Origin of the sequence: Methylacidimicrobium sp. B4 (assembly GCF_017310545.1) — a bacterium.
Classification (GTDB): Bacteria; Verrucomicrobiota; Verrucomicrobiia; order Methylacidiphilales; family Methylacidiphilaceae; genus Methylacidimicrobium.
The window spans coordinates 371,535-395,130 of record NZ_CP066203.1 but is presented as its reverse complement, the minus strand read 5'-3'; the positions used below and the strand labels follow the sequence as shown (position 1 = coordinate 395,130).

Genomic DNA, 23,596 nt, shown 5'->3' with positions numbered 1-23,596 from the left:
CCAAGCAAGAAAACGAAGACCTAACGCAGCAAAACCAACATCTCTTGGGAGAAAACGAAGCTCTCGGGAACTTGTGGCATAACGCCCAAAAAAGAATCGCTGGGCTCGAACAACGAGACCAGGCCCTCCAACACCAAAACAAGGGGCTCCGCGACTTCGGGGCACAAGAGCTCACCACTCCCGCTGAGGCGCGCAGAGCTCTCCGCGAGGTTGAGCGGGGTAGCCGGGAAGTTGGCGGCCGAGCTCCTGCGGAAGCCAAGCGGCTGGCGGGGGAGCTCAAAGCGCTCCAGGCTGACGAGAAGGCTTTTCGCACGCAGGAAGGAGAAGTTCTCAAAGCCGAGAAGAAGCTTGAGAACGACCGGCTTCACGACCCGAAGAGGGTGACAGCGGATCAAGAGAAGCTCAGCAAAGCTGAGAAACGGCTTCAGCAAATCGAGGCAGAGGGCCAACAGGCTGCCCGCTCCCTGGAGAAGGATGCGACCGCCTTTGGAAGGGCGAATCCTGAGATGGCCTGGGCCACGCACACCCTTGTCGTGGAGGCCAGGCGCGAAAGCGGGATTCTCCACCACCCAGTCGTTCCCGACAGGCCGTCACATCACGGCCAAGCCCCTCATCCGCAGGGGCATGCCCAGCAGATGATGGAGATGCTTCGCAAGGAAGCAGGCGAACACTCTTCTCCCACCCGCAAGATCGTCACCAAGGCCCGCGGAGAGGTGGAAATCTTTGAAAAGAGCTCTCAGGAGCTGATCGCCCGAAAAAATCGGTACGCTGAGGACCTGCTTCGTGCCCAAAAAGATGCAATAGACAATCCGAAAGACATCAAGCGCATGTGGGAAGATCGCAGGACGGTTGCTCAGGACCAAGCGGAGATCAACAAGAAGGAGCGGCTTGTTGGGAAGGAAGCCCAGGCGATCAGCCGCCTTGCGCAAGAAATGGGCAAGGAGGACCCCTCGCTCCGCAAGACCGCTCGGCAACTCAACCAGGAAGTTCAGGCCGAATACCGGGAGGCTCAACAATACTCCCCTTCGGTTCGTCGGGATCGAGGCGGAGGTCGAGAGCGCTAAGGCCCTCATGGAAAAGCCCGAGCTTGCCTGCCTCTGCGGAGGTCAGAGCCGTGAGCGAAGGAAAAAAGAGGAGCTTGAGCTCCCCCGCTGCTTTCGAACTGTGGCTCTCGGCGTCTCCTCTTCCTCTTGAATGGCTAGATGCAGCCGATTCCCGCCTGATTGCCTACGCGAGCATCTCTCGGAGAGCGGCTCGGCTTCCTTCTACCGAAAGGGTCCGGAAACCGCCGCTCTCCCTGGCTCATGGGTGTTGGGATTGGGAATCCATCCCTGCCGTTGCGAAGACCTGACTTCTGCAAAACCAAAGCCATGAAAAGAAACCCCAGATTGCAAGACCGCGTGCCTCTCTTAACAGGATTCTGGATCCGCGCCTGTCGCGGGAAGTACCGGCTCCCTTGGATCCTCTGCCTTCTCCCGCTGATCCCCACCGTCCTCTTCGCTGCCGAGCCTCTATTCCGAGAGCCCTCTGCGCGGCCGGCGGAAATTCCCCCGGAAGAGTGGCAGCGACTCTTTGGAGGAAGGCCGCAGGTCATCGAAGCACAGGTCCATGCGGCCGACGGTGCTACCTACTACAGCATCATCCATTGGAATCCAGAGGACGAGGATGGGGCCGGTCCCATTGGAAGCTATGTGCGCGTGAAGGCCGGCAAGGCGATCGTGCTCTGGACTAATGATGTAATCGATGGTCCGCCCCAGCCCCCATGGACCGCTGCTGGGCTCACGTTTCCGGAAGCGGTGGAGATGGAGAAGCAACTGATCCGGAAGTACGTAGGAGATGCCATTCAAAAGGAGGGACGGGAGGCGGTTGCTGAGTGCTGGCGCAAAAGGTATGACCGGAAGCCGGGAACGCCCATTCGAGACTTCGAAGTCTATGCTTCCTATTACTATCCAGAGCATCTGGAAGCGGCCAGGGAGCTGGGCCTTCTTCCAAAGGATTTCATCCTACCTGCTCTTGCCCCCGAGGATCAGCACATCCTCAATGCCAGGCTCGGCATTGAGAAGGCCAAGCCACCCACTCGCGCCGAGGAAGCCTGCAATCAAGCGGCACAAAAGAGCTCTCCGAAATGATCCGGGCAGGCCTCCGAGCCGACAGAAGCAGGCCCGACCGTCCTCCTTGCCTCGGCTCGAGCCTGGGTAGCAAGGCTGGCTCGCCCGCGCGCCACAGGGCAGCGATCCAGGACGCGAGCAAGCCATCAGCAGGTCTCATTCCCGTCCTGGCCGAGGGATTATTTCCTGATGCCGCTGGAAAACCCAGGAAAGGCTGGGAGCCCGGGAGAGGCCACCAGGGTCATGAGACCGGCAGCGCAAAAGAGGGGGCTGCGGATGTGGCGGGTGAAGGCAGATGGCCTCCGATTGCGCCTAATTTCCTCCGCCTTCGAGGCGAGCAAGCCGTTTCTTCGCATCGGCATCGCCCTGCGCGGCGGCTTTCCTGTACCAGGAGATCGCCTCGCTCGAATCGCGCGTCACCCCACGGCCGTACTCATAGGCAACGCCCAGCGCATGCTGCGCCTCAGGGACTCCCTTCTCCGCGGCCTTTCGGAGCCAATGGACCCCCTGAGTATAATCCGGGGTCACGCCTAGGCCACGGAAATAGGCATGACCCAGGATGCTTGCTGCGACGGCATCGCCATGATTCGCGGCTCTCCAGTACCAAAAGGCGGCTTGGGTGTAATCCTGAGGGACGCCTTGACCCTTGAAATAGGCAAGGCCCAGGCCGCCTTCCGCATCGACATTACCCTGGGCGGCGGCCTTGCGGTACCAATAGACCGCTTGGGTGTAATCGTGAGTCCCGCCTTCTCCTTCGGAATAAACAGCGCCCAGGTTTGCTTCCGCCGACGCGTATCCCTGTTCAGCGGCTTTTCGGAACCAATAGACCGCTTGGGTGTAGTCCTTTGAAACGCCTAGGCCGTAGTAATAGGCAACCCCCAGACGGTCCTCCGCCACGGCATAGCCCTTCTCCGCGGCTTTTCGGAACCAATAGACCGCTTGGGTGTAATCCTGCGGCACGCCTTGGCCGTAGTAGTAGGCAAGGCCCAGGTTGGTTTCCGCCTTGATGTCCCCCTCCTTGGCGGCTTGCTCGAGTTGAGCCACGCTCGTGGCCCTTGCGGGGATGTTCGCGACGAGTGGACTCAAGATCGCTACGGCGAGAAGAAGTAAGATCCTCATGGTATCTCCCAACGGGCTTTTGGGTAGCCTCCGCTTTTTGGTTTGCCAGTCGATCCTTTTGGTCTACTGGCTTACTATTCAATAGGGTGGCTTGCCGGCCGTCAACCGCAACCCGTCCCCCTTCTTTCCCCAAGGGAGTGGCCTCCCTTCCAGCCGTGCGGACTCGCACCTCGGATTGGGCAAGAGTGGACAGCCATCCTCCTTGCCAGGGTCGCGCCATCACTTGCTTGTCCCCCTCTCTTGTAGTTGGCAGCGGCTTTTTGGCTTCCGGGCGAGTCGAGCTTCCCCTGCGGCTCACCCCGTGCCTTCGGGCTTGTCCTATGGAGAAGCACGATGGAGCTTGTTCTCGCTCGATCGCGCACCCCTGCCTCGCTTCTTGCGCCGCTCCTTTCAGCCACCCTCTGGCTCTTCCTCTTGGCTTCATCTCTCGGCCAAGTGATAGAAGGCGTCCAAAACGAGGCGTTTCCCGGCCAGGGGCCAAGCGCCCCCTCTCCTCCCGCGACCGAGCCGTCGCTTCCGCCCTCCCCGCGTCCTCCAGAGATTTCCACCGAAGATTGGCAGAAGATCTTTGGGGGAGAAGCGCAGGTGATCGCTGCGCAGCTCAAGGCGGCCAATGGGATCACCTACTACGAGTTTCGGAATTGGGATCCGCTTCACCGAGGTATCGGCGGCGCCCGCACCTATGTCCTCGTAGAAAACAGGGAAGTCCGTGTTCCCTGGCGCATTGCGGTATTTGGCGACGATGCTCCCCCGTGGGTTCGGCTGGGACTGAGCTTTCCCGAAGCGGTTGCCATGGAAAAGCAGGTTTTCGAAAAGTACATCAGTTGCGTATCGTTCTTTCTGTAAATTCCTTTTCAGCAGTAGGCTGAAAGCTCGCCGGGCAGCGGTCATGGTGCCAAGGCTTTGAGAAAGGAGTATGTGCTCATGGCAATGCGAATCGAACCCAATCCACTAGAGGCAGCCTATGCGGTACTGCTGGAGCACGGCCTGGAGGGCGCTGGCGAAGCCTTGCGCATCCTCGTCAACGAGGCCGCCAGGATGGAGCGTTCGCACTTTCTGGGCGCCCTGCCCTACGAGCGCAGCGTAAACCGGCGCGATTATGCCAACGGCTTCAAACCCAAGACGGTTCTGACCAAGCTGGGCGAGATTACCTTCGAGGTACCGCAAGTGCGCTCGGGTGACTTTTATCCCTCCGCTCTGGAAAAGGGAACGCGCACCGATCAAGCCGTCCATCTCGCTCTGGCCGAGATGTATGTCCAGGGTGTGTCGACCCGGCGCGTGATCGATGTGTTGCAGCGGCTCTTGGGGCCAGAAATCAAGCTTTCTTCGGCCCAGGTCAGTCGCGCCGCCGCCAAGCTCGATGAGGGGCTTTCCGCCTGGCGTGAGCGTCCCTTGGGCGAAGTGCCCTACCTCTTTCTCGATGCCCGCTACGAGAAAGTCCGCCTGGAGGGAAGAATCGTCGATTGCGCCGTCTTGGTCGCGGTCGGCGTCGAGGCTTCGGGCAAGCGCCGGGTGCTGGGCTGTGAGGTGGCCACTTCGGAAGCCGAGATCCATTGGCGGCACTGTCTGGAGGGCCTCATGCGTCGAGGGCTCAAGGGGGTGAGGCTCATCGTTGCCGACGACCACGCGGGGCTCAAGGCCGCCCGCCGAGCGGTGTTGCCTGCGGTTCCCTGGCAACGCTGCCAGTTCCACCTGCAACAAAACGCCCGTCAGTTCGTCACCCGCGTCGAGGCGAGAATGACGGTTGCCGCTCAGTTGCGCGCCATCTTCAATGCCCCCGACCGGGCCGAAGCCGAGCGGCTGTTGAAGATCACCCTTGCGCTTTGGCATAAGGAACACCCCAAGCTCGCACGCTGGGCCGAGGAGGCCATTGCTGAGGGTCTGACGGTCTTCGACTTCCCGCCCGAGCACCACCTGCGGCTGCGCACCACCAACGGCTTGGAGCGTATCAACCGGGAACTGAGACGCCGCACCCGTGTGGCCAGCATCTTCCCCAATCCCGAATCCTGCCTACGGCTCGTCTCGGCTCTCCTTGCCGAACTCGACGACGAGTGGATGACCAGCAAGGTTTACCTCACCCTCAACCCGTAGCCCTACGCGGATGAGCGCCGACACCGAAATTTACAGAAAAGGGGTTGCACAATCTTTCCACCGAAGATTGGCAGAAGATCTTTGGGGGAGAAGCGCAGGTCATCGTTGCCCGGCTCAAGGCGGCCAATGGGATCACCTACTACGAGTTTCGGAATTGGGATCCCGATCCGCTTCGTCGAGGCATCGGCGGAACAGCTACCTATGTTCTTGCGGAAGACGGACAGGTTCTGGTGCCCTGGCGCTTCCAGTGGTTTGGCGACGATGCCCCTCCGTGGGTTCGGCTGGGACTTACCTTCGCCGAAGCGGTGGCGATGGAAAAGCAGGTTTACGAAAAGCTGATCCAGCTCTGGGGATTCGAAGAGGCGCGAAAGGGATCCCTTCATAGCTACATGCAGAAAGGGGTTCGGCATACTATCGATGACTACTACCCCGAGGTGATCGAAGCCCAAAAGGAGCTTGGTCTCTTGCCCAAGGATTTTGTTCCGCCTCCTCTTTCGCCGCCCCGCCAGCGGTCTTTGCGGATCATGCTCAGGGAAGAAGAGCCCAAGCCTCAGTTTACCCCGGAGCAAAACCGGGCGATTACCGAGAAGCTTTCGGAGCTCGTCCGCGCCAATGCCCAAGGGGATAAAGCGGCAGCGGAAAAGGCGAGCCGCGAGCTCAGCGAGATCATGCGCCCCAAGCCTTCGGAGCCAAAGGCTTCCTCGGAGCGAGAGAAGCCCTGAGGGCTGCTCGGAGTGGGAGCTGCCTCTTCCGCGACCATCCTCATGCTGCCGGTAGTTCCGGCAAGTCACCCAGCACTTGGCGCCAATCCCTCCGATTCGCCGGAGCAGCGCGAAAGCGATTTGCCTGCCGCGGCATTACTACCGGTATACCGGAACGGTCTGGTACGTTCCGGGGTAGGTGACGTCGCTGGCGGTATCCTTCCGGGAGGGGACATAGGTGCTCCGGTAGCTCGGGGCATTGGCTCGCTGGTTGTAGGGATAGACCTCGTACTTCTTGAGCTCGGCTTCGTTTTGGGCGAGCTCGGCCAGGGCCTGGGCTTTCCCGACGGGGATCCCTTTGTTGTAGGCGTCCATCCGCCGCTTGTCGTTGTACTTCTGCACCCCGTACTCTCCGACCGCCCCCACGCCCGCTCCGGCAGCTCCAGCGGCTCCGCTGCCCCCCACCCCCCGACCGGCAAAATAGCCGAGGGCTCCCGCTCCGCCGATGCTTCCATAGCGGACGGCTCCGTCGGTCATGGAGCGGGTCGGGCTGTCGTACTGGTTGTAGACCTCATGCGAACAACCGGCAGCAAACAGGATCAAGAGGAGAGCGCTGGGGAGGGGGATCTTCTTCATCAAGGGTTCTCCATCTGGAGGGTCAGCGGTAGACCGGGACCGTCTGGTAGGTCCCAGGATAGGTAACTCCCGAGCTCTCGTCCTTGCGGGAGGGAATGTATGCCGTCCGGTAGTTGGGGACCCCCGCCTTTTTCCCTTCGGGGGGAATGCCATACTCCGCCTCTTTCTTCCATTTTTCGTTTAAAATGTTGGCTGTTACTTGAGCTTTTCCATCGGCCACACCCTGCTCGAATGCGTCCTTCCGCTTTTTATCGTTGAACTTGTTGACCGCCCACTGCCCCAATACCCCGACACCGGCGCCCACGGCGCCCGCGGTGGGCGAGCCTCCGATCGCCTTGCCCGCGAAATAGCCGCCCGCGCCTGCGGCGGCCATCGAGCCATAACGGACGGCGTTGTCGGCCACTTGCTGGCCCGTCGAATCCCCTTGGGTATAGGGTTGGCTGGCGCAGCCGGCGAGGAGGGTAGCGGCGGCCAGGCAGACGACCGCGCTTCTCGCCCTTTTAGGGAATCGAAACGTTCTTTCGTACATAGCTCGCGATTCCTCCCGTCTTATCTTCTATTAGGTCTTCCCAAAGAAGGCGGTCGGTGAGAACGGCCATCATGATCGCCTCCTCGAGCTTCCGCATCTCGAACGCCCAGGTGAGCTCTCCTCCCTTCGCCTTCGCCATCCGGACGACGACAGCACGAAGGAAGAGCGGGTGGTCTTTCAAAGCGATGGCAAAGGCATTCTTCCATCCATCGAGCGCCTCCTTTCGTGAGAGGATCCACTGGGCGATTACGGGCGACTGGTCGCCGAACTTGGCAACAAGGAAGACCGATCTCTCCCAACTCTCCCGGAACGAGGGGTCGGGAAGGCAGCCAGCGAGGATCTCTCGCGTCGTGGTTGGATCTTCGGCCAGGATCTGGAGGAGGTCGGCGGTCTTGCCGAGCGATCGGGAGATCTTTTCCGCAAGCGTTCGCGCCCCCGGCCGCTCCAAGACGTTCTTGGTGGCCATCACGAGCACGCTGTTGAGGTCGCTGAGCCCGTCGGAATGGAGGACCGCTTGGAGCAGACGCTCCCGATCCGGAGATGACTCCCAGAGTACATCCCAGACGCGACCGCAGGCGTCGCCAACCGCATAATCCCATCCGGCGATGGCGCGGAGAGCGTTTTCGGGACCTCCGAAGGTGACCAAGGTGTCCGCCGCCCGCTCGCAGGCGCTCTTGGCGCCCGGCAGGTAGGCGAGCCCGCCATAGACACGCCAAAATTCCTCGGGATTGGCCCGCCAGCTTCCCAGGAAGATCTCGCGAAGCTCCTCGGCAACGCCGATCTCCCGCTGCAGCCGATGGAGCACGCGCTCCCAGCCCGTCTCGCTCGTCCACTGGGAAAACGCTTCCACGAAGAGCTGGGCCTCCTCCCCGAGGATCGGGCTATTCTTCTCCAGGGCTTGCCGCATCTGGTCGCCCGCTCCTTGGAGCCAGGGGGCATATTCCTGAACCGTCACCCGCGCTTGGGGACGCGAAGAGATCCAGCGGCCGAAGGCGACGAAGGCCTCCTGGTCGTTGTGGAGCAGCGTATCGATCCAGGCTAGCGCGCATTCCGGGGTGATCTGTACCAGGGTGGGAAAGACCGAAAGAAAGAAGGGTGAGCCTTGAGCCGTACCCTCTGCCTTGTTGAGGAAGAGGGAGCTCCATGCGGAGTCGCTCCGTTCCAGCAGAGAGGCGATGACTCCGCCGACCGCAAGGAGCGAGGTCCGATCGAGCTCGCCGCGGGAGCAGCTCCGGCGGAGGTCCGCTGCGCTCTTTCCCCGCGTCACCTCGCAGAGTGTCCACCAGGGAGATTCCTCGAGTCGGCCCGCGAGCTCCGTCTGCCCTTCCCAAATCGTCTGCAGGGCCTTGCGGACCACCCCCTCTTCCCGCCGGAGCGCGTGGGTGAGCGCCTCTCGGGTCGCTTGGGCGGCTGCTTCAGCCGGCCGCGTCAGATGCCAGAGGAGAAAGTCGGCATAGCGGTCATCACTCAGCAAAAGGGTAGCGAGCTTCTTTTTGGCGAGCGGCAGGAGGCCTCCTCCCGCCCGCGGCCCCACCAGCGCTTCCCAGAGCCACTTCGCCCGGCCGACCGGGGTGGGATGAAGGAAGTCCAGGGCGAAATAGTGGCGGAGGAAGCGGTCTCCCTCCATGGAATCAAGAGAGCTCTGCAAGGTCTGTACGAGCCAGCGACGGCTCGTGGAGCAAGAGAGGACGCGATCGCGATACTCCTTGACAAGGGGAGGATCTTCGACCATGGCTCGCCAGGCGAGCTGCCAGACGGTGTCATAAAAGGTCGCCTCCTTCTTGGGAAAGGTCGTCAGGAGCAGGAGAGCCCCACCCCCTTCCCCGATCAGAGGCCCCAGCCGCGTCCCCACCTCCCAGCTCGGTTCCAGGCCCTCCGGCTTCTTGGGCGGCAGGAGAAGGGAGCGCATCGCCGTCTCCATGACCGAGGAGGGGAAGGCGTCGCGATCGTCGTGCTCCCATGCTTCCAGGGCAAAGAGCGCGGCCGGGTAACCGGAGGGAAGGGAAAGCAGGTAATCGCGGATGGCCCCCAGGGCTCGAGGGCTCCCGGAAAGGCTCGTCCAGAGGCGGCAACGCCCTTCCCGCGCCAGCTCCCCGACCTGCTCTCGGGCCGTCTGGCTCCCGACCCGAAGGATCTGGAAGGCTAGCGTCAGCGCATTGGCCAGGAGGCCGTCTCCACGCAACAGGTCCCGCTGGATAAGAGCTCGGGCCTCCTCCTTCCGGAAGAACTGAAGTAAAATCGCGTCGAGCCAGTCGGCTCGCAGAAAGTCGCGGGAATTTCCTGAGGCGATCAGCCATTTCAAGGTCCGATCCTTCCCCCCGCTCTGGGCGAGCACCGGGTCGGAATCGACCGCTTCGGGAAGCGTTCCCGCACGGAGCACCGCCCCTCCTCCAACCGAGAGGCCCAGCAGAAGAGCCACCGATGCCGGCAACGAGGCTTGTAGGAGGCGCTTCATCGGATTGCGATCGGCTGCTCGGGCATTTTCGTTGCACCCGCCACCTCTTCCCGAACGCCGGTCGGGAACTGGCGCGCCAGAGCCGCGAGAGCTTGGGAAAGGTCGTTTCCAAACGCTTCCCGCGCCGCCTTCCAAGCGGGCAGATCCGCTGGCGTGGTCGTCGTGAGCCAATACTCTTCCGGCTCGATCTCGACCCGCACGATCCCGGAGAGCGCATCGACGCCCCTGCCCCGCAGGTAGAAAGCCTCCCGCCAGAGCTCGGCCTCCCCATCGGGATGGAGACGGGCGGCGTTCCTGAGGTTGAGCAGGCAGTCGCGTTGCCCCTTGGTGAGCTCGAGCTCGTGGACGGCAAATTCCACATGCTGCTCGCTTCCTTGCGGCAGCAGGATCCAGGTATCGACGTTTTGAATGACCGCCTTTGCCACCTTGGAGCTGTCGGTCAGGTCGAGGATTGCCTGGGACTCGCCGATAATCGCGCACCGCTTCTTGCGGTAGGTCTTGAAGGCGTCGACGATCAGGTTCGCAGTCGTCGGATTGTTGATGTGCTGCCACATCTCTCCAAAGACGAGGATCTTGAATGCCTCGGGATGCGAGAGGATCATATCGCTCACGAAGAGGGTCGACATCGGAATGAGGGCGGCCGCCAGGCTCTCGTCTTGGGAGATATGCTCGAAGTCGAAATGGACGACCCGGCTTTTGAGGTGAAATTGCGTCTCCCCGTTGAACCAGGAGCGGTAGCGCCCCTCGACGAACGGCTTCAGCCGTTCCGCCAGGAAGCGGGCGTCCGATCGGTAGGCGAGCTGAAGGGAAAAGTCGCTCAGCGTCACCAGGCGTTCCCGATTCTTGACGGCGTTCGAAAAGGTCTGCCGGGCGATCGCCTCGAGGATGTTCCGCTCCTCGGTCGAAAGCTCCTCCTGGCCGGCGTTCGCAAGGATCTCCAGGCAGTGGATCACCTTCGCGAGCTCTCCGGGCTCAGGCTCCCGCAGCTCTCCCGATTCGGTCGCACCGACATAGACTTGAAAGGGATTGAAGCAGATCGGCCGGTCGGCCTCGAGCCGGACGGTCGTCCCCCCGAGGAGCTCGACTAGCCGATCGTAGCTCGATCCCTTGTCGATGATGAGAAGGATCGCCTCAGGACCGAGATGCCGGAGGAGGATGAGCTGGGCGAGCACGCTCTTTCCCGACCCTTTGACCCCGCTGATGTAGAGCATGCTCGCCCCTTCGTTCCGCTTGTCCTCCAGGTTGAGCGCGACCAAGCCTCCGGTCGTGTTTCCAAAAAGGTGGACCGGCTTCTCCTCGCTCTCCAAGCCGCGGAAGATCGGCAGGAGATCGGCGGCCATTCGCGCGCGCACCAGCAGCGGCCGAAGCAGCGGAGCGTAGACTCCCGGCATCTCGGTCATGAGCACGGGCAAGAGGCTTGACCGCTCGATCCATCCTCGCGCCCGGGCGAGATCCCCAAAGCGGTTGAGAAGCAGCTTGGCCCGGCGGCGCACCTCATTGGGCTCCCTGTGCCACGAGTGAACGGTCAGCTGAACCTGGACCAGATCGTCGGCTCCGGAGCGGACGTCGCTCAGGAGCGACTGGGCCTCCTCGATCTGCATCCAGGCTTCGATATTCTGAACGCCCGAATCGCGCCGGTCGTCGTGTGGCTTGTGAAGCATGTCGATCAGGTTCAACCCCATCCGCATCCGCTGGTCCGCCCAGTCGATTCGCTTTCGCAGCCTCTCCATTTCGGCCAGCTTGTCGGTGCGCCGGACGATCAGGCTGACGCGGACATCCCGAAACGGGAGTCCGACCGTCATCCGCTCCATATCCCTGGGCCGTGTCTCCAATGGCAGGCCGACCATCGAGACCAGGCCATGCGCATAGTCTCCAATCTGGAGGTAATCCCTCTCCACGCGCATTTCCTGGAGCATCCAGGAGTCGACGAAGGGCATCGAGTTGTAGTCGTAGTTGAGGCGGGTGCCATTTTCGACGGCCAAGCCGGGATTCCAGAGGCGGAAGAAGTAGTCGGCGATTCCGTGCGCCTCGAGAGGGTGGATTTGTGCTCCCGCGCGACGGGCGGTGTCGGCAAGGACCGATTCTGCCGTTTCAAGGCTATGGACCGCTGCATCGAACTCCTCCCGAGTGAGCCGTCGCCGTTGAATGGAAGGAGCGCCCTGGCCGCTGATGCGTTGGTTCCACTCGCTCCCTCCTCCCACGGCGGAACCGGACGGGACCGCAGTCAGGATCGTGTGGGTTTCGATCCAGACAAGCTTGCGGCGGAGCATCCGCTCGGTGAGCCGCTGGGCCTTGTTCGCCCGCATCGGGGCCACCGCGGGGTGGGAGGCGATCCGGGTAAACTCTTCCAGGACCGGGCCATAATCTCCATTGCAGGTAAAGAGGTGTTGGGTCTGGGCGATCTCGGGAGGGAGCTGAATCAAGATCAGCCGGAGCTGCTCCTGAAGCTCAGAAAGCCGTTCCGGGCTTGCAATGTCTGCCTGCGGAAAATAGGTCCGATAGAAAGCGTGGACGCCTCCAAACTTGTCGATCAGGAAGCGATCGTAGAGTCCAACATAGGGACAGGCATCGCTCCAGTCGCGGAAGATAGGCGCCTTCTTGGCGTGAAAGAACTGACCCTTTTCCCAGAGCCGCTGGGGAGGGGCAAAGAAGGAGCCGTTCATGAGACGCGCCGGACAAAGAGGGTAGAGGGATCGTAGGGAGCCAGGACGTTACGGAAGCGATGCTCATATCGCTTTGGGATCTGGTGATAGTCCGCCATCAGCTTCAGGAAGTCCTTTGGCTTGTCACTCAAGTAGATGCGGAGGAAAAGGTAGACAACGACGAAGACGAGGAGGCAGAGCGGGAAGTTCTTCGTCATCTTGTGAAGGATAATGAAGGCGAAGGAGGGTACGAAGATGAGTGGCCCTTCAAGGCCGAGGAAGGTCTCCTTTTCGTTGGCGAGCACGACCGAGCGGGTCACCGGTAGGCCGCCCCGCTTTTCCGGACCGCTCTGACGGCTGGAAACCGGGTGGGCCGGCTGAAGACCGACTCCTCGAGTGGGATCGATCATGGGCTTTTCTCCGTGGGAGGCCGTTTCCCTCGCCGGAAGCCGATGGCGGCCTCTGCTGCGTCCATCGGGGCTCGTCCGCTCCGCTCTCCGCGAATATGTCTCACGGACCCCCTCCCCCGGAGAAAGCTTGCAGGAAGATCTGCCCGAGTCCGGTTGCGCTCACGATCACCAGAGCTCCCGCAAAGAAGGCAAACCAGCGTTCCATCTCCACAGTATGAATCGAATGCGAAAGCCCGAGGTAGATCGTGTAGAGAGAGAGAAGCTCGAGGCTAACGGGAGCCAGGATCTGCGCATAGGCCGTCTGAACCACCGAGATCACCGGCTGAGAGAGGGATTGAGCGAGGATCCAGGGAATGGTCGGCATCGGATCCATAGATCCTCGCCCTCCTGCGAAGTCTTTTTCTGAATCCTCTCCTCTCCGGTATCGTAAGCCCGATGGGACTGGGATTGCCGACAGCCTAATGCCCCCCTGCGGCAGAACTTGCCATAGTCGCAACGCCTTGGGCGAGCCAGGGCCCTCCATAGATCACGGCGGCGGCCACGATCGCCCCGATCGTGAACGCGGGTCGATTGAAGAACCACATCACGCCTCCAAAGACCAGCATCGCCATGGCAATTTGAAACGCGTAATCGGTCAGGATCTGGCGAGCTGCGACAATCGGTGCCGAATACCCGCTCGATCCCTGCAGCGACGGCATCACCGAAGTTTGGGCCCAAAGCGGATCGGCAGAGAGGAGCACGACGAGCACCAGCAGGATTCCCAAGAACGCGCGATAACCAACGGATGGAAGATTTGTTTTCATGGGGGATCTAATAGGACAGCCCGATGCGATTGCGGGTCGGCTCGAACTTTTTTTCTGCCTTCGCCATGCGGACGGCGGCTCCTCCCGACTATTCTGCCGTCGCGTTTCCTGGCGCATCCTCTGACTCCTCAAAAGGCGGTGGATTCCCGCGGTGATGGACGAGGGCAAGATCGGGCCAACGAAAGCTCGCGAGTCGGTGGACTTCGGGATCGGCAGCTTCCCGAAGCGCCGATAAGAAGGGAGAAAAGACATTCCGGGCCGCAACGAGCTTCCCGGCGCCGCTCCACCGCCCCTTCCCCGTCCGGCGATATCCCGCCCCTCCCTCCGCTCCCGACCATTCAATCCAAACATCCGAGGCGACGGGACGGAAGCCCCCTCCCGGCTCTTGGAAGAAGCTCAATACCTGGCAAGCAGAGACACGCGGCGCCCGGATCCGCGGTGGTTGTTCTTCTCCCAAGACCATCGTGGCCTGAAGGAAGAGATGGCCGTTCCCCTCCCGGTCGATCCAGAGCGGAATCGGTTCACTCTCTTGACCATCGGGATGGATCCATCGGGCGACCCAATATCCATTCTCCTCTGGAAGGGCGAGGCTCTTCCGCATCGCACCGGGCAAGAGCCACCGCAGCGGCGCCGCTCCGGGCCGGGTGATCTGTGGTTGCGGCTGCGGCGCATCCCCGCGGGCTTCCTTCGAAGGAAGTCGGCCCTCTCTCGTTGCTTCCGGCTTGGGCGCCGTCGTGACTTTCGGCCTGCCGAGCAGGTCGGGAATTTCCCGTGCGCGGAGGACGCTTGCGCCCCATGCAGCTAGGAGGCAAGCGAAGATCGCGAGGCGCAGTTGGCGCATCTCACCTCGTCGGAAGAGCGTATTCAGAGCCGCCGGCCTGGGGAGGCGTGCTGGGAGGGCTCTCCTGCTCCGCGACGCTGCTCTTGTCCCCCTGCCCTTGCCCGCCTGTCGGGTCGGGAATCCTCCCCTCCGCCCGCATCGCTTCCAGCACCTCGATATTACGCAAAAGAGCCGCCTGCCTTCGTGCCAGAGCTCCGATCTCGCGTTCCATCTCGCGCTTCTGGCCCTCGCCGTTCGAAGTAACCAAAAAGGTTTTTCCGTCCTTGGAGGAAACCTCGAAGAGGCCCGAGCTCTTGAGCGGGATGATCAGATCGGCAGGAGAGATCCCGCGGGGCTCGATCGTGATGACGAGATTGCCTCCCAGCTCTCGGGCGATTCTCTTGAGCTCCATCAACTCACGGGTTCGAAAGTCGAGGACGACGCCGGAAGCTCCCGGCTCCGGAGGCTGCGTCTCCCGGCTGGCTGGCTCGTCCGATCCGGTTGCCTCCTCCGCTGCCGGATTGGTGCCGCTTGCCGGCTGCGGCTCCGCCGACGCCGGTGGCGCTGTCGCTGGCGCTCGTGGCGCACTTGCATTGTCTGCCTCCGTTGCGCTCCGCATCTTCTCCTTCTTGTGCGCGGACGAGGCCGGGCTCGTATCTGCCGGAAACCCTGGCAGGATCGGTGGAGGATCCGCCCAGCCAGTCGCCCCCCAAAGGACAGCGATCGAAATGGCCCATAATCTTTTCATCACGCGCTCTCTCCTTCCTTGAGGCTGCTCAGCGGCCTTCGCGTCCCTGATCTCTCAGCCGAAGCCGTGGAGAACGGATCGCCTCTTCCAGATCCGGTTCAAAGCATCTTCGAATGCCAATAGGATAGCGGTCAGCTCGCTGCTCTGCCTGGAACCTCCCGCTTCTGCAGCCGCGCCGCGTGGGGGTCCATCCCGGAACTCGCGTGGGAGGAGGCCACTTCCCCATCGGAGAGACCCTTGAGGATCGCGATCGCTGGCTCCTCGGCGTTGAGCCGCGCGAGCTGTGCTGCCAGGAAGCTCTCGAGGGCGGTTGCGGCGAGGGCAATTTCCCGGCGCAGCTCTCCCCATCCGGCAATCAGGGAATCCGCCATGGCTCCCGTTCGGCGCAGGAGCCACCCGACACCAACCAGCGGAAGGACCGCTCCCAGAAACACGGTAGAGCAGACGGCGACCGCTACGCTGCAGAAGCTGATCAATCCCGCCATCAGCTCATAAAGGCCGAGGAGGATCGTTCGAGGAAGTTCCGGGGTGAGCGACCAGAACGAGAAAAGAAGCGATCTTTTGCTGATCATCCCCTTGAGCAGCTCCCCTCCCGTCTCTCGAAGCTCTCCCAAGAGGCCTCGTTCCCCGAGAACCGAAGCAAAGAGCGTTGTCAGGCCGAGATAGGAGGTGGCGGCGAGGAGATGCCAGGCGATCGGGAGGAGCGAAGCTGCAAGAAAGAGCCGAAGCCAGAACCTCCCGCAGCGCGGAGGAGAGGTCACCAGAATCAGAGGAAGCGCCATGAGCGCCGTGGCCATGATCAGCTCCCAAAGAAACGTGCTCCCCCCCCAGCAGAGAAGATGAAGCAGCGAGAAGAGAAAGAAGGAGACACCCAGAAGCACGAGGCAGAGAACCAAGAGGAAGCGGAGCAACTTCCTTTCGGCCAGGAGAAGGAGAGCGTGGATCGCATTGTCGAGCTTCCTTCCCGGAAGCGGATCCTGTTTTGTCATGGCGATGAGCGCATGGCGCGCCTGATTGACGAGAAAGCGGCGTGCCTGAGATCCTCCTTCCGGAAAGCCCAGGACTCTCTCCTGGGCGTAAACCGGGGAAAGCTTGCAGGCGCTCGGATCATCGAGGTTGCCAATCCAACCTCTCCACCATTGTCGAAGATTCGTTCCCTGTGCCCGCTCGGGAGAAAGCCGGGCGAGGTGAAGAGCGGTATACCGTGCCGCCTTCGGCAGGAGACCCTTGGAGGGGTGGAAGAAGATCTCGGGCGCTCGGAAAGCGAGAAGAAGCGAGAGCAGGAGATAGAGAGTGATCTGGGATGCGGTGCCGCCGTTGGAACGCCCGTGGAGCACGCGCCACGCGGCGATGCCGATGGCCAGGGCGAGGCATGCGGGCGTGATCGCTCGGTTCCATTTCCGGGCTCCACGGGAAAGCCAGCGCCCAGCTTCTTCCGCGTGAAGAGTGAGGTTCTCGATCCCACGATCCAGAGGGTCGCCCCGTTGGGGCCTCGAAGAAACCTCGGCAAAGCCGGAAGCGGTGCTGATCCACAAAAGGGTGACGCCAAGGAGAGCGGCCAAGCGGTTGTTCATGACTCTCCCGTGGGTCGATCGATCTCGCGATGCTACTCGCAGTTTCCCTTGCGAAGCGCGGCCTTAATAGATGCGATTTCTTTACACGGACAGGCTTCGCTGCCGCAACGCTCTTAGAGTGGCTTCCAAGCGATGCGGACGGCTATTTCCTAAGGAATTCCTTCCTTTTCGGCGGTGCCGGCCGTTCGCCATCTGGATCGGGCTTGCTTCGCTACGCTCCTCTGGTGCACTCGCTCCATTCCCGGTGAGAATCCGCGGTACCTCGTGGTCTGCATCAGTGGGTATTGGCAAAAAGCATGCGGATCTTCGTTTAGGCAGTTGCGATAAAAAAATCACCGAAACGTAACATAGAACCTCCTGAATTTCTCTTTATGCTCTTGTCCGCCACATTGCCGTTTCTTCAAGAAGCGCACAAAAGAGGAGGTGGAAGGATGAAAGCTCTACGGAAAAGAAAGGGAGTGAGGTGGGGCGTGCGCGCTCGGGAGCGCACAAAGGGATACGAAGGCCGGTTGGATGAGGAGCAGCCCCGGGTCTTGGCCGCCCAGGCGGGCGATCCCGCCGACTTGCGATGGCTTTGCGCGCATACGGAGCTGGCTCGCAAGGAGGCGGCTCGATTCTATTTGCCGGGAAGAGCCGATTTGTGGCCGGATGCGGAAAACGTCGGCTGGATCGGAGTCATGGACGCGCTCCAGCGATGGAAGGCCTCTGCTGGTGTCTGTTTCCTCGACTACGCCGTCCATCACATCGGGAATCGCGTCCGGGAATTTGCACAAAGCCACCGCAGCCCGGTCCGCCGGCCCGCATGGATCTTTCGAGCCTATCGGAAGATGGAGCGCTTGCTCGAGGAAGGGCTCGATTGGGAGGAAATCGGGCAACGGTGGGGCTGCTCGGAATCGACCATCGCCTCGATCGTCGGAGTCTATCGCGGAGATGCGAGCCTTCACGCTCGGGTCGGGCGCCCTGGAGAAGACGATGATCGGACTTCCCTCGATCTCTTGCCCGCCCCCGAGGAAGCGGATCAGCAGGAAGAGTGGAGACAAGAAGATCGTCTGCTCATCCTCAAGATGCTTCTTTCGGGGATAGATCTGCAGGCACGGCGCATCGTCCGCCTCTCCTTTGGGCTCGACGAGGAGGAGCGCCGCCCGTTGAGCTCACGGGAGATTGCCAAGCGGCTGGGTCTCTCCGCAAGCCAGGTCGAATCCATCTTGAGGCGATCTCTCGAGGCGATGCGGCTCGGGCTTCTGCGCCAAGAGCGCTGCTATGCGCTCCATCCTCTTCCGGTTGGAATAGGTGCGCATCAGCTCAACCAGGTTGCCTCCCGGGAGGAGGAGAGCATGGAGGAGGTGGAATGAAGAATGACTCCGAGATCAAGCTGCTTCCCTTGGATCAAATTGTTGCTTCGCCGCACAACCCGAGAAGGAGCTTTTCTGACGAAGGGTTGGCCGAGCTGGCACAATCGATCGAATCCCATGGACTGCTCCATCCAATCCTCGTGACGCCGCGCGGCGATCGTCGCTATCAAATCGTCGCCGGGGAGAGACGCTGGCGCGCCTGTCGACGCCTCGGTCGGGCCACGATCGAATGCTTCATCCGAGAGCTCGACGAAAAGACCGCGATCTGTATCGCCGTGATGGAGAATGTGCAGCGCTCGGGTCTCAATCCCATCGAAGAGGCGGCCGGCCTGCAGGCGATGATCGATGTGGGTAAAATGAGCCTGCGAGAGGCGGCCTCCGTGGTGGGCAAGGGACGGGATTACATCGCGCGGATGCTCCTGCTCAATCGCCTCCCGGAGGCCGCCAAGGAGGCGATCCGTGCTGGCCGGCTGGGGCGACGGACCGGCTGGTACATTGCCCGCATCCCTCTCCCCGCGCTTCGGTCGCTCGTGACGTCAGAAACATTGGCCAATCGGCTTTCCACGGCAGAGGTAGCCAAGCTCGTGCTCGAGCATTACCTCCTGGATTTGCGGAAGGCAGAGTTTTCCCTCCACGCCGCGGACCTTCTTCCCGAAGTCTCCAGCTGCCTCGAATGCCCCAGGCGCACAGGGAATGCCAAAGACCTCTATTCGGACATTTCCGATCCTATGATCTGTACCGATCCTGACTGCTTTGCGCGCAAGCGGGAGGCGGACTGGACGCGCCGCTGTCAACGGGCCCAAGCAGAGGGCAAAGGGGTCCTGCCCGATCCCGAGGCGGTGGACGAGTTTATCTTGGGGACCTCGCAACTAAACGAGGGGTCGCGATATGTCGATCTCGAAGCCAAGTGCCCATGGGATCCGGCGGGTCGCCGGTGGAGCTCTCTCCTCGCGGAGGAGTTGCAGCATCGTGACCCCGACTCGAGATTGCGCCTCATTCTTGCCCGGAGCCCGGTGGGGACGATCCATGAGCTTGTGAAGAAGGAAGAAGCGCTCTCGATGCTGAAACGGCGAGGTCACACTTTCGCTCGGAAGGCCTATGCCTCGCTCACCGAAGAAAATCTACGGAAGCAGAACGAAAGGCAGCGAGCAGAATTCATCCGGTTGAGCTGCCGTTCTCTCGTCTCGCAAGCGAGTCAAAAGGCCGCGCTACGAACCGACGTCTGCTTCGATGATCTCTTTCTGGGCTGCATTCTCCGACTCGTACCGCGGCTGGTTGTCGCTGCCGTCTTTGAGCGGCAGCAGACCAAGCTCGGGACGCACGAAGAGACCGTGGCGCTCGGTCTCTCGCTCGATCCTTCCAAGCGACGAGCTCTCCTCGTGGATCTGCTCTTTAGTGCCGAGCTGGAGGCGGAGCGCCTTCTCAAGGTTCCGGATCTTCTCCGGGAGCTCTGCGCACGGCTCGAGATCGATGTGGAGGCCGTCTCCCGAGAGGTGCAGCCAGTCCTCGACCTCGAGGCAAGCCGGATGCGTCTGCGGTCCGGCAGGACGGCAAAACGCATTGCGGCAACCGGCTGACCGCCGGATCCCGGACCCGGCAACCTCATTGCGGAAGGGTCAGCTGCACCACATCCTTGCCTTCGGGAGCAAGCCTGCGGATCGTCTGGCCGCGATAGACCGCCTTGACAGCGCGGTTGGGCAGAAACTCAAGCACGACATAGTCGCCCTGAGGCGCCTTGACCGCCATGGCTTGACCCGCTTTGCCGATGGGGACTTCGAGGACGGTGCTGACCCGGCTCCCCTGCCCTTCCGATGAGGAGGCCGCCTGCTTCGGCTCTTCTTCTCCCACCAGGATTGCGGAAGGCTTGGTGCGCCTTAGCCCAGCGGATGACTTCCCGGTTGCCCCCTCCATCTCTGGCTCCCCGACCTGAATGGAGGGAAAGCTCTTCGCGGGCGAACCGCCTTTTTTTCGCTGTGCGGCATTGGCGGCAATCGACTCCCTGACGGGATTGCTCGGAACGGCGTCCGCCATCGTGCTTTCCAGCTTATCGAGCCGGTTGCGCATGGTCGTCAGATCGATCTCCATCCCATTATCTCCCGTACCGGGATTGGCCTCTGTCGGATTGGGAACGATCATCTGGCCGTTGTCAGCCCTCATGTAGGGCCTTCCGGAGAGCTCCGCCTCTTCCAGCGTCGCCCAGTGCCCTTGGTCGACGACCGTTCCCACATAGTGCCCGCCGAGCCACTGGCCGGTCTTCGCATCGACCTCGGCCTTCACCCAACCCGTGTTGATCACGGGGAGCATGTAGACGGGCTTGGTCTTGTCGTGCACATCGCGTGGCTTGGTATAGTCGTAGCTGTTTTGGATCAGCGCGGGGTCGACCGGAACGGCGGCCGTTCGCTCATGGGAGGCGCATCCGATCAGCGTCAGGGAGCAGAGCCCGACGCCTCCAGAGATCAGTAGGGGTCTGATTGGCATGTTTCTCCTTGCGGTGGAATGGAAAAGATCATTTCCCATAGTCGGCCTGGGAAACATCGACGTAGTTCTTGAGGTAGACGCGGAAGCGGGTTCCTGCGGGAACAAAGGTATAGGGCTTATACTGGCCGACATCCTGATTGACGATCTGCATGATCTGGTTGACCGCTTGCGATCCGCCCATCATGCCTCCCATCATCAACCCCTGCTGCATCATCTGGTTTCCGTTGATCCCGCTATTGGGCATCATGCCACTGTAGGGAAGCCCGCCCATCATCCCGTAGGGGGAATAGCCGCTCCCCAGGTAGGGATTCATCGTGAAGAGCGATGCCTGCATCATGAGGGAGTAGAGCACTCCCTGGGTGAGAGCGCCGAGCAGGGGACCAACCATCTGCTTCCCGAGCTCGCTGATCCGATATCCTTTGATCCCTTCGGTGCCGTCGGTGTGGAGGGCGACGCCGTCGATCGGCAACGTCCGTCCATCCTTGAGCACGACGCGGTCGAACTTGACGGGCATGCGATCCCGGAAGGCGGAGTTCCCTTTGGATGCACCCAGGAGACGATCGCCCGGCTCCAAGAGCAGGTTCCCTTGAAAGTAAAAGGGGAGCCAGACGGCGGCCACGACGTCGATGTCGGTGTTGGAGCTGAAGGCGGACATGGTGGCTGCCGCTTCGATGATCTCACCGCGCGGGGCAAAGGTATCGAGATTGATCTTCGAGCGCTCATCTTCCTCTCCCTTGCCCCCTGCGCTCGTCTCCACGGCCGAGTCCGTCAGGTTGCGGAAGAGGTAGCGCTTCTTGGCCACCCGGGTGAAGACAGGAGTGCTCTCCCCGGAGCCGTCGACAAGGGCATGCTGGTTGACCAGCCCAGTGGGGACCGGTGCTTGGCGATTGGGCGGGGCCCCTTCGAGTGGCCCCAGGGAGTTTCTCTCCTTTTCCTTGGGAGGCGGGTTGATCTGAATCGGGGCGGTTGGGCTCTCCGGCGGCTTTTCATGCGCCTTGGCCACGTCGAGGGGCACAACCGACGGAGCCGGACCCGCAGGGTTCTTTTGCACGACGAGAACCGGCTCCTTGCGGGCGGGAGGCTGCTCCTTGCGGGCAAGGACTCGGCTCTGTGGAATCGTCGCCAAGCGCGTAGGCACTTGCCGTTGCCGATAGACGCTCCGCGCATGCTCGACCAGTTGATGGGCGAGCGCGTTCACGCCATAATCGGCACCAACCAAGAGGAGCAGGACCAGGAGGCCGATCGCCCCAAAGAGGCTCAGCTCCCGATGCTGCCGGAACCAGTCGCGGGCTTTGCTCAGAAGAGGTCGGATTCGGTGCATGGCGAACAGTCTCCTACAGATCGGCTTCGCGTCTCATTTCGGTTTCCAGACCAAGGTAAAGGGCTGCTCGGGCGCAAAGGGCGGATCGAAGAGGATGAGAAATCCGGAGGTGGCCGCCTTCGGCGGAAGCCTGTCCTTGTTCAGGGAGACGAAGTCGGGGATGAACCGGCTCTGCCCGATCGCGACCCGAAGCGTCGATTCATCGAGGCGCACCGGATAGGGAAAGGGATTCCGCCAGGAGAAGGTGATGGCCAAGGGCCCGGACGCGAACCGGTAGAGGTAGTAGTAGTCGAAGCCGGTCAGTTGGGAACGGTGAAAGAGGATGAGCCGCTGGATATCGCGCGGGGTGATCGAGCCCTCGCGCAGGAGGAGCTCGTAATTTTCCACGACTCGCGCGACCTCGGCGACATCCGCGTATTGCCCGGGCTGTGCGCCACCGCTCCACGAGGCCTTTTGCAGCAATCCATCCCGCTTGGCAAAGGGAGAGACTCGAACGATGGTTTGCGCCTTCGCGAAGGACTGCTCGACGAAGACATGGTAGGGTCTGGTCTTCCCACCGCCGAAAAAGACGATGAGCGAGGTGTCCCCGCCCTCTTCGGTGGCCCGAAGGATCAGGGATTGGTAGGCGCGCTTGACCGAAACGAGCTTGCCATCACCGAGTTCCCAGCCGGAAACCGGATCGGAGAATTCGAGGACGAGCGGGTATCCGGGAGCGATTCGCAGCATCTCCACCTGCCCGTCCCCTTGCTGGATCGTTCGGACCTTCCCCTGAAGAAAGCCAAGCAGCTCGTCCTCACTCAGCTCGTCCGCCCGTCTCCCGTCGATCAGAACAGGAGGAGCCTCTTCCTCGACGACCTGCTTGTTCTGCCCGTTCTGGTTCGCCAGCGCCTCGTTGACACCCGAGGGCAGGTTCGGCTGCGGGATCGTGCCCGACGGAAGTGCCGCTGGGAGGGGATCGGCGGAGAGGGTGCTTCCCCAAGGAAGGGAAAGAAAGAGAAAGGCGAGCGAAAGGGCGCGCTTAGCGTTCATGGCTTCTTTTCCCGGGCTCCGGGGAGCGGCTCCTGCTTGATCAGGTCGGGATTGATGAAGGGTGCCGTCATCGCCCAGGCCTTATCGGCTTCCGCTCCCTTGATCTCCTCCACCCCTTCGAGCCGCAACCCGAGCGGGTTCGTCGGAGTGTTGTGAACTTGGCTCAAATAGAAGAGGATCACGATCTGCTCGCTGACGATATCGTGGACGCCGTTTTCGATCCGGTATCGGGCGCGGTCGCACTTGCCCGCCACCGTCAGATATCCGGGACGCTTCGGGTCCTCGTAGCGTCGGATCTCCCGGAGGTTCCAGACGATCCGCTCCGCGTTGCGGCCGGTCGCGATCGGTCCGTAGTAGTCGCGGAAGACCTGGGCGATCCCGGGAGAGATCTTGTCGACGACCTGCTGAATCTCGTATGAGCCGGGACTCACCTCGTAGAGCACCTTTCCGACTTGATTGAGAAAGGTGCGGAGGAGCTCTTCCCGCAACTCGAGCACTTCGACCTTCGGCCAAACTACGTAGCCCGGGAGATCGACAATCACCCGAGTGGGCTCGTGCACCTTGGCCCAGAGCGCGAAGCCGAGAACGATCAGGGCGACTCCTTCGAGGCTGCTGATGATGAGGAGCCAGGTGTTGACGATGGCGAGATCTTCCTTCCATTCCCAGACAGGGCGGAGGAAGGCGGGAAGCCGCAGCTTCCTTGCCGGATAGTGGACATCCCGTTCGCGCTCCGGCGGACGAACTTCGTGTGCGGTCGTGGCTCTCAAATTCATGGATGGC

At 61.7% G+C, this 23,596-nt stretch carries 22 protein-coding genes; 7 read left to right on the top strand and 15 right to left on the bottom strand.

Annotation, left to right across the window (positions count from 1 at the left end; translation table 11 throughout):
- The first annotated feature begins 44 nt into the window (after positions 1-44).
- Positions 45-1,064 (top strand): hypothetical protein, encoded by a 1,020-nt coding sequence (locus tag MacB4_RS01900; RefSeq protein ID WP_206864197.1) that lies wholly within the window; start codon positions 45-47, stop codon positions 1,062-1,064.
- Between the two features lie 336 nt (positions 1,065-1,400).
- Complete coding sequence (locus MacB4_RS01895; protein ID WP_206864196.1) at positions 1,401-2,129, top strand: hypothetical protein; 729 nt, start codon at positions 1,401-1,403, stop codon at positions 2,127-2,129.
- A gap of 291 nt (positions 2,130-2,420) precedes the next feature.
- Here MacB4_RS01895 and MacB4_RS01890 read toward each other — a convergent pair whose 3' ends face one another.
- Positions 2,421-3,227, bottom strand: a complete 807-nt coding sequence (locus MacB4_RS01890; RefSeq protein WP_206864195.1) for a tetratricopeptide repeat protein — start codon at positions 3,225-3,227, stop codon at positions 2,421-2,423.
- A 333-nt stretch (positions 3,228-3,560) separates the two neighbouring features.
- Here MacB4_RS01890 and MacB4_RS01885 point away from each other — a divergent pair, with 333 nt between their 5' ends.
- The 3 genes from MacB4_RS01885 to MacB4_RS01875 all read left to right on the top strand — a co-directional run bounded on the left by MacB4_RS01885 (position 3,561) and on the right by MacB4_RS01875 (position 6,040).
- Complete coding sequence (locus MacB4_RS01885) at positions 3,561-4,073, top strand: hypothetical protein (protein WP_206864194.1); 513 nt, start codon at positions 3,561-3,563, stop codon at positions 4,071-4,073.
- 78 nt (positions 4,074-4,151) lie between these two features.
- On the top strand, positions 4,152-5,318 hold the full coding sequence (locus MacB4_RS01880; RefSeq protein WP_206863067.1) for an IS256 family transposase: 1,167 nt from the start codon (positions 4,152-4,154) through the stop codon (positions 5,316-5,318).
- Positions 5,319-5,362: 44 nt separating this feature from the next.
- On the top strand, positions 5,363-6,040 hold the full coding sequence (locus tag MacB4_RS01875; RefSeq protein ID WP_206864193.1) for a hypothetical protein: 678 nt from the start codon (positions 5,363-5,365) through the stop codon (positions 6,038-6,040).
- A gap of 138 nt (positions 6,041-6,178) precedes the next feature.
- Here MacB4_RS01875 and MacB4_RS01870 read toward each other — a convergent pair whose 3' ends face one another.
- The 10 genes from MacB4_RS01870 to MacB4_RS01825 all read right to left on the bottom strand — a co-directional run bounded on the left by MacB4_RS01870 (position 6,179) and on the right by MacB4_RS01825 (position 16,636).
- Complete coding sequence (locus MacB4_RS01870; RefSeq protein WP_206864192.1) at positions 6,179-6,655, bottom strand: hypothetical protein; 477 nt, start codon at positions 6,653-6,655, stop codon at positions 6,179-6,181.
- 22 nt (positions 6,656-6,677) lie between these two features.
- The gene (locus MacB4_RS01865; RefSeq protein ID WP_206864191.1) at positions 6,678-7,184 is read right to left on the bottom strand and encodes a hypothetical protein; all 507 of its coding nucleotides are present in this window, start codon (positions 7,182-7,184) and stop codon (positions 6,678-6,680) included.
- Positions 7,156-9,639 (bottom strand): hypothetical protein, encoded by a 2,484-nt coding sequence (locus tag MacB4_RS01860; protein WP_206864190.1) that lies wholly within the window; start codon positions 9,637-9,639, stop codon positions 7,156-7,158. Before MacB4_RS01860 ends, MacB4_RS01865 begins: the two co-directional genes overlap by 29 nt.
- Positions 9,636-12,302, bottom strand: coding sequence for a VirB4 family type IV secretion system protein (locus MacB4_RS01855; RefSeq protein WP_206864189.1), 2,667 nt, complete (start codon positions 12,300-12,302; stop codon positions 9,636-9,638). Before MacB4_RS01855 ends, MacB4_RS01860 begins: the two co-directional genes overlap by 4 nt.
- Positions 12,299-12,691 (bottom strand): hypothetical protein, encoded by a 393-nt coding sequence (locus MacB4_RS01850; protein ID WP_206864188.1) that lies wholly within the window; start codon positions 12,689-12,691, stop codon positions 12,299-12,301. The genes MacB4_RS01855 and MacB4_RS01850 overlap by 4 nt, the downstream gene beginning before the upstream one ends.
- Positions 12,692-12,791: 100 nt before the next feature.
- Positions 12,792-13,055 (bottom strand): hypothetical protein, encoded by a 264-nt coding sequence (locus MacB4_RS01845; protein ID WP_206864187.1) that lies wholly within the window; start codon positions 13,053-13,055, stop codon positions 12,792-12,794.
- A 94-nt stretch (positions 13,056-13,149) separates the two neighbouring features.
- Positions 13,150-13,494, bottom strand: coding sequence for a hypothetical protein (locus MacB4_RS01840; protein ID WP_206864186.1), 345 nt, complete (start codon positions 13,492-13,494; stop codon positions 13,150-13,152).
- 88 nt (positions 13,495-13,582) lie between these two features.
- Positions 13,583-14,335 (bottom strand): hypothetical protein, encoded by a 753-nt coding sequence (locus MacB4_RS01835; RefSeq protein ID WP_206864185.1) that lies wholly within the window; start codon positions 14,333-14,335, stop codon positions 13,583-13,585.
- A gap of 1 nt (position 14,336) precedes the next feature.
- Positions 14,337-15,062, bottom strand: a complete 726-nt coding sequence (locus MacB4_RS01830) for a hypothetical protein (protein WP_206864184.1) — start codon at positions 15,060-15,062, stop codon at positions 14,337-14,339.
- A gap of 131 nt (positions 15,063-15,193) precedes the next feature.
- Positions 15,194-16,636 (bottom strand): hypothetical protein, encoded by a 1,443-nt coding sequence (locus MacB4_RS01825; protein ID WP_206864183.1) that lies wholly within the window; start codon positions 16,634-16,636, stop codon positions 15,194-15,196.
- 431 nt (positions 16,637-17,067) lie between these two features.
- On the opposite strand from MacB4_RS01825, the gene MacB4_RS01820 reads away from it, so the two are divergent.
- Together MacB4_RS01820 and MacB4_RS01815 are read left to right on the top strand one after the other, a co-directional pair.
- The gene (locus tag MacB4_RS01820) at positions 17,068-17,988 is read left to right on the top strand and encodes a sigma factor-like helix-turn-helix DNA-binding protein (protein ID WP_206864182.1); all 921 of its coding nucleotides are present in this window, start codon (positions 17,068-17,070) and stop codon (positions 17,986-17,988) included.
- Complete coding sequence (locus MacB4_RS01815; protein WP_206864181.1) at positions 17,985-19,565, top strand: ParB/RepB/Spo0J family partition protein; 1,581 nt, start codon at positions 17,985-17,987, stop codon at positions 19,563-19,565. The genes MacB4_RS01820 and MacB4_RS01815 overlap by 4 nt, the downstream gene beginning before the upstream one ends.
- A gap of 25 nt (positions 19,566-19,590) precedes the next feature.
- Here MacB4_RS01815 and MacB4_RS01810 read toward each other — a convergent pair whose 3' ends face one another.
- From MacB4_RS01810 to MacB4_RS01795, 4 genes are read right to left on the bottom strand one after another with little or no spacing between them, the layout of a single operon-like run.
- Positions 19,591-20,466 carry a hypothetical protein gene (locus MacB4_RS01810; RefSeq protein WP_206864180.1) on the bottom strand — a complete coding sequence of 292 codons (876 nt, stop codon included), beginning with the start codon at positions 20,464-20,466 and terminating at the stop codon, positions 19,591-19,593.
- Between the two features lie 28 nt (positions 20,467-20,494).
- Positions 20,495-21,787: a TrbI/VirB10 family protein gene (locus MacB4_RS01805; RefSeq protein ID WP_206864179.1), complete on the bottom strand. Its 1,293-nt coding sequence runs from the start codon at positions 21,785-21,787 to the stop codon at positions 20,495-20,497.
- 33 nt (positions 21,788-21,820) lie between these two features.
- Positions 21,821-22,816, bottom strand: coding sequence for a hypothetical protein (locus MacB4_RS01800; RefSeq protein WP_206864178.1), 996 nt, complete (start codon positions 22,814-22,816; stop codon positions 21,821-21,823).
- Entirely contained in the window at positions 22,813-23,589 is a 777-nt protein-coding gene (locus MacB4_RS01795) for a hypothetical protein (RefSeq protein ID WP_206864177.1), read from the bottom strand. The genes MacB4_RS01800 and MacB4_RS01795 overlap by 4 nt, the downstream gene beginning before the upstream one ends.
- Positions 23,590-23,596 lie beyond the last annotated feature (7 nt).

Coding starts and splice junctions, on each gene's coding strand:
- MacB4_RS01890 (WP_206864195.1), bottom strand. CDS start 3,227: ATGAGGATCTTACTTCTTCTCGCCGTAGCGATCTTGAGTCCACTCGTC.
- MacB4_RS01885 (WP_206864194.1), top strand. CDS start 3,561: ATGGAGCTTGTTCTCGCTCGATCGCGCACCCCTGCCTCGCTTCTTGCG.
- MacB4_RS01880 (WP_206863067.1), top strand. CDS start 4,152: ATGGCAATGCGAATCGAACCCAATCCACTAGAGGCAGCCTATGCGGTA.
- MacB4_RS01870 (WP_206864192.1), bottom strand. CDS start 6,655: ATGAAGAAGATCCCCCTCCCCAGCGCTCTCCTCTTGATCCTGTTTGCT.
- MacB4_RS01865 (WP_206864191.1), bottom strand. CDS start 7,184: ATGTACGAAAGAACGTTTCGATTCCCTAAAAGGGCGAGAAGCGCGGTC.
- MacB4_RS01860 (WP_206864190.1), bottom strand. CDS start 9,639: ATGAAGCGCCTCCTACAAGCCTCGTTGCCGGCATCGGTGGCTCTTCTG.
- MacB4_RS01855 (WP_206864189.1), bottom strand. CDS start 12,302: ATGAACGGCTCCTTCTTTGCCCCTCCCCAGCGGCTCTGGGAAAAGGGT.
- MacB4_RS01850 (WP_206864188.1), bottom strand. CDS start 12,691: ATGATCGATCCCACTCGAGGAGTCGGTCTTCAGCCGGCCCACCCGGTT.
- MacB4_RS01845 (WP_206864187.1), bottom strand. CDS start 13,055: ATGCCGACCATTCCCTGGATCCTCGCTCAATCCCTCTCTCAGCCGGTG.
- MacB4_RS01840 (WP_206864186.1), bottom strand. CDS start 13,494: ATGAAAACAAATCTTCCATCCGTTGGTTATCGCGCGTTCTTGGGAATC.
- MacB4_RS01835 (WP_206864185.1), bottom strand. CDS start 14,335: ATGCGCCAACTGCGCCTCGCGATCTTCGCTTGCCTCCTAGCTGCATGG.
- MacB4_RS01830 (WP_206864184.1), bottom strand. CDS start 15,062: ATGAAAAGATTATGGGCCATTTCGATCGCTGTCCTTTGGGGGGCGACT.
- MacB4_RS01825 (WP_206864183.1), bottom strand. CDS start 16,636: ATGAACAACCGCTTGGCCGCTCTCCTTGGCGTCACCCTTTTGTGGATC.
- MacB4_RS01820 (WP_206864182.1), top strand. CDS start 17,068: ATGAAAGCTCTACGGAAAAGAAAGGGAGTGAGGTGGGGCGTGCGCGCT.
- MacB4_RS01815 (WP_206864181.1), top strand. CDS start 17,985: ATGAAGAATGACTCCGAGATCAAGCTGCTTCCCTTGGATCAAATTGTT.
- MacB4_RS01810 (WP_206864180.1), bottom strand. CDS start 20,466: ATGCCAATCAGACCCCTACTGATCTCTGGAGGCGTCGGGCTCTGCTCC.
- MacB4_RS01805 (WP_206864179.1), bottom strand. CDS start 21,787: ATGCACCGAATCCGACCTCTTCTGAGCAAAGCCCGCGACTGGTTCCGG.
- MacB4_RS01800 (WP_206864178.1), bottom strand. CDS start 22,816: ATGAACGCTAAGCGCGCCCTTTCGCTCGCCTTTCTCTTTCTTTCCCTT.
- MacB4_RS01795 (WP_206864177.1), bottom strand. CDS start 23,589: ATGAATTTGAGAGCCACGACCGCACACGAAGTTCGTCCGCCGGAGCGC.